9 protein-coding genes are annotated in these 12046 nt (G+C 73.6%); all 9 read left to right on the top strand.

Features of this window, described 5'->3' with window-relative positions:
* Positions 1 to 368: 368 nt before the first annotated feature.
* The 9 genes from HLB15_RS11135 to HLB15_RS11095 all read left to right on the top strand — a co-directional run bounded on the left by HLB15_RS11135 (position 369) and on the right by HLB15_RS11095 (position 11981).
* Positions 369 to 641: an HGxxPAAW family protein gene (locus HLB15_RS11135; protein ID WP_171105591.1), complete on the top strand. Its 273-nt coding sequence runs from the start codon at positions 369 to 371 to the stop codon at positions 639 to 641.
* A 4-nt stretch (positions 642 to 645) separates the two neighbouring features.
* Positions 646 to 936, top strand: coding sequence for a DUF4190 domain-containing protein (locus tag HLB15_RS11130; RefSeq protein ID WP_171105588.1), 291 nt, complete (start codon positions 646 to 648; stop codon positions 934 to 936).
* Positions 920 to 1387 carry a DUF2752 domain-containing protein gene (locus HLB15_RS11125; protein WP_171105586.1) on the top strand — a complete coding sequence of 156 codons (468 nt, stop codon included), beginning with the start codon at positions 920 to 922 and terminating at the stop codon, positions 1385 to 1387. The genes HLB15_RS11130 and HLB15_RS11125 overlap by 17 nt, the downstream gene beginning before the upstream one ends.
* Positions 1388 to 1721: 334 nt before the next feature.
* On the top strand, positions 1722 to 2537 hold the full coding sequence (trpC, locus tag HLB15_RS11120) for an indole-3-glycerol phosphate synthase TrpC (protein ID WP_171105584.1): 816 nt from the start codon (positions 1722 to 1724) through the stop codon (positions 2535 to 2537).
* Positions 2538 to 2591: 54 nt separating this feature from the next.
* On the top strand, positions 2592 to 3866 hold the full coding sequence (gene trpB, locus HLB15_RS11115; RefSeq protein ID WP_171105582.1) for a tryptophan synthase subunit beta: 1275 nt from the start codon (positions 2592 to 2594) through the stop codon (positions 3864 to 3866).
* Complete coding sequence (gene trpA / locus HLB15_RS11110) at positions 3863 to 4753, top strand: tryptophan synthase subunit alpha (protein ID WP_171105580.1); 891 nt, start codon at positions 3863 to 3865, stop codon at positions 4751 to 4753. The genes trpB and trpA overlap by 4 nt, the downstream gene beginning before the upstream one ends.
* A complete protein-coding gene (gene lgt, locus HLB15_RS11105; RefSeq protein ID WP_171105578.1) occupies positions 4750 to 5811 on the top strand; it encodes a prolipoprotein diacylglyceryl transferase in 1062 nt (353 codons plus the stop codon). Before trpA ends, lgt begins: the two co-directional genes overlap by 4 nt.
* 115 nt (positions 5812 to 5926) lie before the next feature.
* Complete coding sequence (gene gltB / locus HLB15_RS11100; protein WP_229785673.1) at positions 5927 to 10510, top strand: glutamate synthase large subunit; 4584 nt, start codon at positions 5927 to 5929, stop codon at positions 10508 to 10510.
* A complete protein-coding gene (locus HLB15_RS11095) occupies positions 10503 to 11981 on the top strand; it encodes a glutamate synthase subunit beta (protein WP_171105576.1) in 1479 nt (492 codons plus the stop codon). Before gltB ends, HLB15_RS11095 begins: the two co-directional genes overlap by 8 nt.
* Positions 11982 to 12046 lie beyond the last annotated feature (65 nt).

The following is a 12046-nucleotide window of genomic DNA, read 5'->3' as shown; positions in this document are numbered from 1 at the left end:
CCACCGCCGACGCCCCGCTCCGCAGCGCCCCCGCCCGCGATGACACCACCAGCAGCGCCACCGCCCCGCCCGCGGCGGCTCCCCCGACCGGCCCGGGACCGCTGTCGCCCACGGAGCGCTCCACGGTGAGGCGCGGCGCCCGCCGCGCCCTCCGCTGCCGACGGTGGCGCGGCAGTCGCAGGGTCTGCCGCAGAGCCCGACGGCGGGCCCGGCGACGAGTCCGGCGACGAGATCGACCCGCACGACGCCTGGGACGCCCTGTCCCGCGGCGACGACCCCACCCGCGGCTGACCCGGCCGGGCCGCTGACCTGCCGGTGAGCGGTTAGGCTGAGCGAGTACCGCACGACACGAAAGGCACTCACCTGCGATGACCGAGAACAACCCCGAGATCGCCTACCTGCCCCCGGGCGTCCCGCCGCACAACCACGGCCACACGGTCGCCGCGTGGGTGACGATGGCAGGCATCACGCTCGGCGTCCTGGTCTCCGCGTGGGGGCTCGTCCTGGCCGCGTCCTCGTCGGCCGGCGTCGTCGTCTTCGTGCTCGGCCTCGTGGTCGTGCTCGTGTCCCTGATCGTCGGCCTGGTGCTGCGCAACATGGGCCTGGGCCAGAAGCAGGTCGAGAAGAAGGCAGGACGGTAGCCCCATGACCGAGCTCGCGATGCCCGCACCCGCCGGCGCCTACCCCCGTAACAGCCTGGGGGTGTGGTCCCTGGTGCTGGGCATCGCGTCGGTCGTGCTCGCGCTGGGCGCCGTCACGGGCGTGCCCGCCATCATCGTCGGCAACCAGGCCCGCCGGGCCGTGCGGGCCGGCGAGGCCGACAACGAGGGCATGGCCCTGACGGGCGTCGTGCTCGGCTGGGTGTCGATCGTCATCCTCGCCGGGGTGGTCGTCGTCGCGATCACCCGGTTCGTCGCGAGTGGTCTCGGTTCCTGAGCCGGCGGGCGGCGCCCCCGGCGTCGCCCCGGCTCGTGACGGACGCCCCGGCGGGCGCGCGCTCCGCGCACCCCTGCTGACCGGGGCGGCCTTCGCGGCCGCCACCCTGGTGCTCGCCGTCCGGGACCCGCACGTGCGCGGCTCCTACGGGTTCTGCCCGCTGCTCGAGCTCACCGGACTGGCCTGCCCGCTGTGCGGCGGCCTGCGCGCGACGCACGACCTCGCGCACCTCGACCTCGCGGGCGCCTGGTCGGCGAACGCGCTGTGGACGGTCGTCGCGCCCGTGCTCGTGGTCCTCTGGCTCGCCTGGCTGGTCGCGGCGGCCCGTGGCCGCCCGGTGCGCGGGCCGTCCCCCGTGACGGCGGGCTGGGTGACGCTCGCGGTCGCGCTCGCGTTCTTCGTGACGCGCAACCTCCCGGCCCTGCAGCCCGTGCTCACCCCCTGGCTCTGAGTCCGTCGAGGCCCCGTCGAGGCCCCGTCGGGGCCCGGTCCACGCCCGGTTCCTGACCGGTCCCGCGACCGCCTCCGCGCCGGGCCCGGCGTCTCACGGTCCGGGAGTGGTCAGGACCACACCCCCGCGACGCCTACGATGGCCGGTGGGGGTGGCCACCCGGGAGGACCCGCGCGACCGGCGCGGTGCGGGGGGCGGCCGAGACAGAGCACGACGCGAGCAGCGGACGCGAGCACAGCGGACGTCCGGCGCGGGGTCGAGCACGGAAGACGTCAGGCGTCCGGAGCGTTCCGACGACGCAGGGCGAGGACACAGGCCACGGGGAGGCTCATACATGTCGGTCCTGGAGGACATCGTCGCGGGGGTTCGTGAGGACCTCGCGGAACGTGAGGCGCGCGTGTCGCTCGACGCGCTGAAGGAGCGTGCCGCCGCGGTGCCCGGGGCCCTCGAGTGCCTCGGCCGCCTGAGGCAGGCGGACGCCGTCTCGGTCATCGCCGAGGTGAAGCGCTCCAGCCCCAGCAAGGGCTCGCTCGCGCCGATCGACGACCCGGCGGCGCTCGCCGTCGAGTACGAGAGCGGCGGCGCGTCCGTCATCTCCGTGCTCACCGAGCAGCGCCGGTTCCACGGCTCGCTCGCCGACCTGGACGCCGTCCGCGGCCGGGTGGACGTGCCGGTGCTGCGCAAGGACTTCGTCGTCACGCCGTACCAGGTGTGGGAGGCGCGCGCCCACGGCGCCGACCTCGTGCTGCTCATCGTCGCGGCCCTCGAGCAGACCGTGCTCGAGTCGCTCGTCGAGCGTGTGCACTCGCTCGGCATGACGGCTCTCGTGGAGACGCACAACCTCGACGAGGTGCGCCGCGCGGTCGACGCCGGCGCCCGGGTGGTCGGCGTCAACCACCGCAACCTCAAGACGCTCGAGCTCGACCGGGGCCTGTTCAGCAGCCTCGCCGAGTACATCCCGGACGACGTGGTCAAGGTCGCCGAGTCCGGCATCCGCGGCCCGCACGACGTGATGGAGATGGCGCGCGCCGGGGCGGACGCCGTCCTGGTGGGCGAGGCGCTCGTCACCGACGGCGCGCCCCGCGCGTCGGTGGCCGACCTCGTGGCGGCGGGCTCCCACCCGTCGCTGAAGTCGGTGCGCCCGTCCTGACAGCCCCCGACCACGCGCCCGGCGCGTGACCCCGACCGCCCGAGAGGAACCCTGGTGACCGATGTGAAGCTGGCCGACGTCTCCGGCCCGTACTTCGGCGAGTACGGCGGCCGGTACGTGCCCGAGGCGCTCATCGCGGCGCTCGACGAGCTGGAGACCGAGTTCCGCAAGGCCGCCGACGACCCGGCCTTCGCGGCCGAGCTGCAGCGCCTGCACCGCGAGTACACCGGCCGCCCCAGCCCGCTGACCGAGGTGCCGCGGTTCGCGCGGCACGCCGGGAACGCCCGGGTGTTCCTCAAGCGCGAGGACCTCAACCACACGGGCTCGCACAAGATCAACAACGTGCTGGGGCAGGCCCTGCTGGTCAAGCGCATGGGCAAGAAGCGCCTCATCGCCGAGACGGGTGCGGGCCAGCACGGTGTCGCCACCGCGACCGCCGCCGCGCTCATGGACCTCGAGTGCGTCATCTACATGGGCGAGGAGGACACGCGACGGCAGGCCCTCAACGTGGCCCGCATGCGCCTGCTCGGCGCGGAGGTCGTGCCGGTGAAGATCGGCTCGCGGACGCTCAAGGACGCGATCAACGAGGCGCTGCGCGACTGGGTGGCCAACGTCGAGACGACGCACTACCTGCTCGGCACGGTCACGGGGCCGCACCCGTTCCCCGAGATGGTGCGCCAGTTCCACCGCATCATCGGCGAGGAGGCGCGTGAGCAGGTGCTGCAGCGCGCCGGCCGGCTGCCCGACGTCGTCGCCGCGTGCGTGGGCGGCGGGTCCAACGCGCTGGGCATCTTCAACGCGTTCCTCGACGACGAGGACGTCGAGCTGCGCGGCTTCGAGGCCGGCGGCGAGGGCATCGAGTCGGGCAGGCACGCCGCCCGGTTCAGCGGCGGCGCGCTCGGCGTGCTGCACGGCGCCAAGTCGTACCTGCTGCAGGACGAGGACGGGCAGACGTTGCCCAGCCACTCCGTGTCGGCGGGCCTGGACTACCCGAGCGTCGGCCCGGCCCACTCGTGGCTGCACGACCTGGGGCGCGCGACGTACGAGCCGGTGACGGACGCCGAGGCGATGGACGCGTTCCGCCTGCTGTGCCGCACCGAGGGCATCATCCCGGCCATCGAGTCGGCGCACGCCCTCGCGGGCGCGCTGCGCGTGGGGCAGCAGGCGGCGGCGGACGGCCGCACCGGGCCGGACGGCGAGCCGCTGCTGCTGCTCGTCAACCTCTCCGGGCGCGGCGACAAGGACGTGGCGACCGCCGCCCGGTGGTTCGGGCTGCTCGAGGAGGGCGCGGCGGCCGAGGAGCTGGAGCGACAGGAGGGCCGGGGATGACCACGGCGGCAGAGACGACGGCGGGCACGGCCGCGCTCATCGAGCGCCTGCGCCGGGAGGAGAACAGGCCCGCGCTCGTGGGCTACCTGCCCGTGGGCTACCCGACCGTGGAGCGGTCGGTCGAGGCGCTGAAGACGCTCGTCGACCACGGCGTCGACATCATCGAGCTCGGCGTGCCCTACACGGACCCCGTGCTGGACGGCCCCGTCATCCAGGCCGCCGCCCAGGGTGCGCTCGACGCGGGCGCGCGCGTGCCGGACGTGTTCCGCGTGGTGGCCGAGCTGGCGCGGTACGCGCCGCACGTGCCGGTGCTCGTCATGACGTACTGGAACCCCGTGCTCAAGTACGGTCCCGACGCGTTCGCGCGCGACCTGGCCGCGGCGGGGGGCGCCGGGCTCATCACGCCGGACCTCATCCCGGACGAGGGCGCCGACTGGCTCGCGGCCAGCGAGGCGCACGGTCTCGACCGGGTGTTCCTCGTGGCGCCGAGCTCGACCACGGAGCGCCTGCGCCTCACCGTCGGCGCCACCCGCGGGTTCGTGTACGCGGCGTCGCTGATGGGCGTGACGGGGGAGCGGAACCAGGTGGGCTCCCGTGCCGAGCAGCTCGTTGCCGACACGCGCGCGGCCGGCGCCGAGAACGTCTGCGTGGGCCTCGGCGTCTCGAACGGCACGCAGGCCGCCGAGGTCGGCCGCTTCGCCGACGGCGTCATCGTGGGCTCCGCCCTCGTGCGCCCGCTGCTGTCCGACGGGCCGCTGACCGACGAGCAGTGGGCCGCCCGTCTCACAGATCTGACGGAGGTGACGGAAGACCTCGCAGCCGGGGTACGGTCGGCTCGCGCCACCGCACCCGCAGGCGCGACCGTCGTCCCCGAAGAGGTACCGTGACGCTGCTGACCGCGCTGCAGGCCGCTCCCGTGGAGCTTCCTGCCGTGCTGCCCGCAGCGGTGCCCGCGGGCATCCCGAGCCCGTCGGCGCACACGTGGTACCTGGGCATCTTCCCCCTGCGGGCCTACGCGCTGGCGATCCTCGCCGGCATCGTCGTCGCCGTCTGGCTCACCGCCGTGCGGTGGCGGGCGCGCGGGGGGCGCCCGGACGACGTGCTGGAGATCGCGTTCTGGGCGGTCCCGTTCGGCATCGTGGGCGGCAGGCTGTACCACGTGCTCTCGTCGCCGGACCGGTACTTCGGCGAGAACTTCTCGGGCGGCGGCGACCCCGTCAGCGCGCTGTACGTGTGGGAGGGCGGGCTCGGCATCTGGGGCGCCGTCGCGCTGGGCGCCGTCGGCGCGTGGCTCGGCTGCCGCAGGCTGGGCGTCCGGTTCCCGTCCTTCGCCGACGCCGTCGCGCCCGGCCTGCTCCTGGCGCAGGCCGTCGGCCGGCTCGGCAACTGGTTCAACCAGGAGCTGTACGGCCGCCCCACGGAGCTGCCGTGGGGCCTGCACATCGACGCCGGGTACCTCGTGACCAACCCGGCGACCGGCGTGCCGTACCCCGAGGGGACGCTGTTCCACCCCACGTTCCTGTACGAGCTGCTGTGGAACCTCGTGGCGGCCGCGGCCCTGCTCTTCCTCGACCGGAGGTTCAGGTTGGGTCATGGGCGGGTATTCTGGGCGTACGTCCTGTTCTACACTCTCGGACGGGCCTGGATCGAGATGCTCCGCATCGACGATGCGGAGGTGGTGGCGGGGCTCCGCCTCAACGTCTGGACCTCGATCCTCCTGGGTCTCGCGGCCCTGGTGGTCTCGGTCGTGCTGGCTCGCAGGTTCCCCACCAGGGAGGAGTCGGTACGGGTGCGACCACGGGACGACGAACCACCGGCGGACCCACGGGTCGAGCCGGGGCCCGACCCAGCAGGCGCAGGGACCGGCGAGGCAGCGGCCGAGCCGGAGGAAGGCAAGACAGCAGCAGTGGAGGAGTCCGACGCGGACGCCTCCGCGCGCACCTGAGGGGCGCGGCGCCGGGAACCACCGGACGACGAGCCTCCCTGACCGACCGGGCCGCCGTCGTCCCGGACCACCGCAAGTACCGCGCCCGGCCCTGGCCGGGTGCCTGTGAGGACCCATGACCAAGCCGTTGCCGACACAGAAGGTTGGGCTGCCCGCGCAGAGGATGGATGGCGGCCTGTACGACCCGTCTGCCGAGCACGACGCGTGCGGCGTCGCCTTCGTGGCGACCCTCCGCGGCACGCCCGGGCGCGACATCGTGGACGCCGGGCTCACCGCGCTGCTGAACCTCGACCACCGCGGCGCGGTGGGGGCGGAGGAGGACAGCGGCGACGGTGCCGGCATCCTGACGCAGATCCCCGACGCGTTCGTGCGTGACGTGGTGGGCGTCGACCTGCCGCCGGCGGGCATGTACGCCATCGGCACGGCCTTCCTGCCGACCGACGACGCCGAGCGCGCGCAGATGGAGCGCCGCGTCGAGGCGCTCGCGGCCGAGGAGAAGCTCGACGTGCTGGCGTGGCGGGACGTGCCGGTGGACGCGGGCATCGTCGGCCCCACGGCGCGTGCGTCGATGCCGGTGTTCCGGCAGATCGTCGTCGCGGACCCGTCGCGCGGGCTGTCCGGCATCGACCTGGACCGCCGCTGCTACCGCCTGCGCAAGCGCGCCGAGAACGAGATCGGTCTGTACTTCGCCTCGCTGAGCGCCCGCACCCTGACCTACAAGGGCATGCTCACCACGGCGCAGCTCGAGCCGTTCTTCCCCGACCTGTCGGACCCGCGCTATGCGACCGAGCTGGCGCTGGTCCACTCGCGGTTCTCCACCAACACGTTCCCGTCGTGGCCGCTGGCCCAGCCGTTCCGGCTGCTGGCCCACAACGGCGAGATCAACACCGTGCGCGGCAACCGCAACTGGGTGGCGGCGCGCGAGGGCACCATGGAGTCCGAGCTGCTAGGCGACCTGGCACCGCTGCAGCCGGTCTGCTCGCCGGGCGCGAGCGACTCGGCCAGCTTCGACGAGGTGCTCGAGCTGCTGCACCTGAGCGGCCGGTCGCTGCCGCACTCCGTGCTGATGATGGTGCCGGAGGCCTGGGAGAACAACCCGGGCATGGACCCGGCGCTGCGGGCCTTCTACGAGTACAACGCCAACCTCATCGAGCCGTGGGACGGCCCCGCCTCCCTGACGTTCACGGACGGCACCCTCATCGGCGCCGTGCTCGACCGCAACGGTCTGCGCCCCGGGCGCTGGTGGGTGACCGAGGACGGCCTCGTCGTGCTCGCCTCGGAGGCCGGCGTGCTCGACATCGACCCCGCCACCGTGGTGCGCAAGGGCCGGCTCGAGCCCGGCAAGATGTTCCTGGTCGACACCGGCTCCGGCCGCATCGTCGAGGACGAGGAGGTCAAGTCGGGGCTCGCCGCGCAGCACCCCTACGCGGACTGGATCCGCGAGCACTCCGTCTACCTCGACGAGCTGCCCGAGCGCGAGCACGTCGCCCACAGCCCGGCCTCGGTGCGCCGCCGCCAGCGCGCGTTCGGGTACACCGAGGAGGAGCTCAAGGTCATCCTCTCGCCCATGGCGACGACGGGCGGCGAGCCGCTCGGCGCCATGGGGTCCGACACGCCGGTCGCGGTGCTCTCGCAGCGCCCGCGCCTGCTGTTCGACTACTTCACCCAGATGTTCGCCCAGGTGACCAACCCGCCGCTGGACGCGATCCGCGAGGAGCTGGTCACCGCGATCGGCAGCGCCATCGGCCCGGAGCCGAACCTGCTGGAGGACCTGCCGGAGCACGCACGCAAGCTCGTGCTCGGCTTCCCGGTGCTCGACAACGACCAGCTCGCCAAGATCGTGCACGTCGAGCGCGACCGCGAGCTCGAGGGCGTGTTCCGGGCCGAGACGGTCCAGGGCCTCTACGAGGTCTCGGGCGGCGGCGCGGCGCTGCTGGCCCGGCTGGAGGAGATCTTCGCCGAGGTCGACCGGTACGTCGAGGAGGGCGCGAGCTTCCTGGTGCTGTCGGACCGCGACGCGAACTCCGAGCTCGCGCCGATCCCGTCGCTGCTGCTGACCAGCGCCGTCCACCACCACCTGGTGCGCAAGCACACCCGCAACCGGGTGTCGCTCGTGGTCGAGGCGGGCGACGTGCGCGAGGTGCACCACGTCGCGCTGCTCATCGGCTACGGGGCGGCGGCGATCAACCCGTACCTCGCGATGGAGACCGTCGAGGACCTCGCCCGCCGCGGCTACCTCGACGTCACGCCCGAGCAGGCCGTGGCCAACCTCATCAAGGCCCTCGGCAAGGGCGTGCTCAAGGTGATGTCCAAGATGGGCATCTCCACGATCATGTCCTACCGCGGCGCACAGATCTTCGAGGCGATCGGGCTCTCGCAGGACCTGGTCGACGACTACTTCACCGGCACCACCTCGCGCCTCGGCGGCATCGGCCTCGACGTCATCGCGGCCGAGGTCGCGGCGCGGCACGCCGAGGCGTACCCGCCGTCGGGCAACAAGAAGCCGGGCGAGCGCCTCACCACCGGCGGCGAGTACCAGTGGCGCCGCGACGGCGAGGAGCACCTCTTCGACCCCGAGACGGTCTTCCGCCTGCAGCACGCGACCCGCTCGGGCCGGATGGACATCTTCCGCCAGTACACGCGGCGCGTGGACGAGCAGTCCGAGCGCCTCATGACGCTGCGCGGCCTGCTGCGGTTCAACCCGGACCGCGAGCCCGTGCCGATCGACGAGGTCCAGCCGGTCAGCGAGATCGTGAAGCTGTTCAACACCGGCGCCATGTCCTACGGGTCGATCTCGGCCGAGGCGCACGAGACCCTCGCCGTCGCCATGAACCGCCTCGGCGGCCGGTCCAACACGGGCGAGGGCGGCGAGGACCCGGAGCGCCTGTACGACGACGAGCGCCGCTCGCGCGTCAAGCAGATCGCCTCGGGCCGGTTCGGCGTGACCGCCGAGTACCTCACCCACGCGACCGACATCCAGATCAAGCTCGCCCAGGGCGCCAAGCCGGGCGAGGGCGGTCAGCTGCCCGGACCCAAGGTCTACCCGTGGGTGGCCAAGACCCGGCACTCGACGCCCGGCGTCGGGCTCATCTCCCCGCCGCCGCACCACGACATCTACTCGATCGAGGACCTGGCGCAGCTCATCCACGACGCCAAGAACGCCAACCCCGACGCCCGCGTCCACGTGAAGCTGGTCAGCGAGTTCGGCGTCGGCACCGTGGCGACCGGCGTCTCCAAGGCGCACGCCGACGTCGTGCTCATCTCCGGGCACGACGGCGGCACGGGCGCCTCGCCGCTCACGTCGCTCAAGCACGCGGGCACGCCGTGGGAGATCGGCCTCGCCGAGACCCAGCAGACCCTCGTGCTCAACGACCTGCGCGACCGGATCGTGGTCCAGGTCGACGGCCAGATGAAGACCGGCCGCGACGTCGTCGTGGCCGCCCTGCTCGGGGCCGAGGAGTTCGGCTTCGCGACGGCGCCGATGGTGGTCTCGGGCTGCGTCATGATGCGCGTGTGCCACCTGGACACCTGCCCGGTCGGCGTCGCGACGCAGAACCCCGAGCTGCGCGCCCGGTTCACCGGCAAGCCCGAGTTCGTCGTGAACTTCTTCGAGTTCATCGCCCAGGAGGTGCGCGAGCACCTCGCGGCGCTCGGGTTCCGCAGCCTCCAGGAGGCCGTCGGCCAGGTGCAGGTGCTCGACACCCGCAAGGCCGTCGACCACTGGAAGGCCCAGGGCCTCGACCTCACGCCCGTGCTGGCGCAGCCCCGGCCCAAGGAGGGCTCCTCGCTGCGGCACACGACGGCGCAGGACCACGGCCTGTCGCGCGCGCTGGACAACCAGCTCGTCGCGGCGGCCGCCCCGGCGCTGGAACGTGGCGAACGCGTGCGCGTCGAGCTGCCGGTCCGCAACGTCAACCGCACGGTCGGCACCCTGCTCGGCCACGAGGTGACCAAGCGCTACCGCGGCGCGGGCCTGCCCGACGACACCATCGAGGTCGTCCTCACCGGGTCGGCCGGCCAGTCGCTCGGCGCGTTCGTGCCCCGCGGCGTCACGCTGCGCCTGTTCGGCGACGCCAACGACTACGTCGGCAAGGGCCTGTCGGGCGGCCGCATCGCGGTACGCCCGGACAAGGCGGCCGTGCTCGGCGGCGACGATGTCATCGCGGGCAACGTCATCGGCTACGGCGCCACCTCCGGCGAGATCTACCTGCGCGGGCGCGTGGGGGAGCGGTTCGGCGTGCGCAACTCCGGCGCCACCCTGGTCGCCGAGGGCGTGGGCGACCACGCGTGCGAGTACATGACCGGCGGCACCGTGCTGGTGCTCGGCCCCACGGGCCGCAACGTCGGCGCCGGCATGTCCGGCGGCACCGCCTACTTCCTCGACCTGCGCGCGTCGCGGGTCAACCAGGCGGCGCTCGCGGCGGGCGAGCTCGCGGTCTCGGCGCTCGACGACGCCGACTGGGCGGTCGTGCGCGGCCTGCTGGAGCGGCACGTGGCCGAGACGGGCTCCGCCGTGGCGAGCGAGCTGCTCGCCGACCCCGAGGCGGCGCGCGGCCGGTTCAGCCGCCTGCTGCCCCCCGGCTGGGCGCGTGTGCGCCAGGCCCTCGCCGAGGCGGAAGCCGCAGGCACCGACATCTCGGGCTCGTCCCGGTGGGACCCGTCCGTGTGGAACCAGATCATGGAGGTGGCACGTGGCTGACCCCAGAGGATTCCTCAAGGTGCGGGAGCGCGAGCTCCCGCCCAACCGGCCCGTCGAGGTGCGCCTGCGGGACTGGAAGGACACGCACGAGCACCGGGTGGACGGACAGCCGTTCCTCAAGGAGCAGGCGGGCCGCTGCATGGACTGCGGCGTGCCGTTCTGTCACCAGGGCTGCCCGCTGGGCAACCTCATCCCGGACTGGAACGACCTCGTCTGGCGCGGGCAGTGGGCCGACGCGATCGACCGCCTGCACGCCACGAACAACTTCCCGGAGTTCACCGGGCGGGTGTGCCCGGCACCGTGCGAGTCGTCCTGTGTGCTCGGCATCAACCAGCCGGCCGTGACGATCAAGAACGTCGAGGTGTCGATCATCGACGAGGCGTTCGCTCGCGGCCTGGTCACGCCGCACGTGCCGGAGCGGCTCACGGGCTCGACGGTCGCCGTCGTCGGCTCGGGGCCCGCGGGCCTGGCCGCCGCGCAGCAGCTCACGCGCGCCGGGCACACCGTCGTCGTGTACGAGCGCGACCCCGCCATCGGCGGCCTGCTGCGCTACGGCATCCCCGACTTCAAGCTCGAGAAGCACCACATCGACCGTCGCCTCGCCCAGATGGAGGCCGAGGGCACGCGCTTCCGCCCCGGGGTGACCATCGGCGAGGACATGAGCTGGGACGCGCTGCGCCGCCGGTTCGACGCCGTCGTGGTCGCGACGGGCGCCACCGTCCCGCGCGACCTGCCCCTGCCCGGGCGCGACCTGGCGGGCATCCACTACGCGATGGACTTCCTGACGCCGGCCAACCACGCCGTCGCGTCGGGCGACCCCGCCGACCTGCCGGAGGGCGCGCCGTCCGCGGAGGGCAAGCACGTCGTCATCATCGGCGGCGGCGACACCGGCTCGGACTGCCTCGGCACCGCGCTGCGCCAGGGTGCCGCGAGCGTCACCACGCTGGCGATCGGCAAGAGGCCGCCGCTCGAGCGCCCCGCGCACCAGCCGTGGCCGACCGACCCGATCCTGTTCGAGGTCTCGACCTCGCACGAGGAGGGCGGCGAGCGGACGTGGCTGGCCTCGACCGTCGAGTTCGTGCCGGACGCCGACGGCGCCGTGCGTGCGCTCAAGGTCGCCGAGACGCAGTACCTGCCCGACGGGCGCCGCGTGCCGGCCCCCGGCACCGAGCGCGAGATCCCCGCCGACCTGGTGCTGGTGGCCATGGGCTTCACGGGCCCGGAGACCGGCGCGCTCGAGGAGCAGACCGGCATCGAGATCACGGACCGCGGCCTCGTGGCGCGCGGCGACGACTACGCGGCTAGCCTGCCGGGTGTGTTCGTGGCCGGCGACGCCGGCCGTGGCCAGTCCCTCATCGTGTGGGCGATCGCGGAGGGCCGCGCAGCGGCCGCAGCCGTCGACTCCTACCTGCAGGGCAGCACGGAGCTGCCCGCCCCGGTGCGTCCGCGCACGTTCGCTCTGCGGTCGTGACCCGAGAACCGTTCCGGGAGTTGTACACCACCACAGGGCGCCCCGGCGCCCACCACGCCTAGGCT

This window comes from Promicromonospora citrea, assembly GCF_013004695.1.
Classification (GTDB): domain Bacteria; phylum Actinomycetota; class Actinomycetes; order Actinomycetales; family Cellulomonadaceae; genus Promicromonospora; species Promicromonospora citrea.
The sequence above is the reverse complement of the archived record's forward strand: the minus strand, read 5'-3'. Positions and strand labels throughout refer to the sequence as shown.

Bases quoted from the DNA above. Each gene is read 5' to 3' on its own strand.
- HLB15_RS11135 (WP_171105591.1), top strand. From the start codon at position 369: ATGACCGAGAACAACCCCGAGATCGCCTACCTGCCCCCGGGCGTCCCG.
- HLB15_RS11130 (WP_171105588.1), top strand. From the start codon at position 646: ATGACCGAGCTCGCGATGCCCGCACCCGCCGGCGCCTACCCCCGTAAC.
- trpC (WP_171105584.1), top strand. From the start codon at position 1,722: ATGTCGGTCCTGGAGGACATCGTCGCGGGGGTTCGTGAGGACCTCGCG.
- trpA (WP_171105580.1), top strand. From the start codon at position 3,863: ATGACCACGGCGGCAGAGACGACGGCGGGCACGGCCGCGCTCATCGAG.
- gltB (WP_229785673.1), top strand. From the start codon at position 5,927: ATGACCAAGCCGTTGCCGACACAGAAGGTTGGGCTGCCCGCGCAGAGG.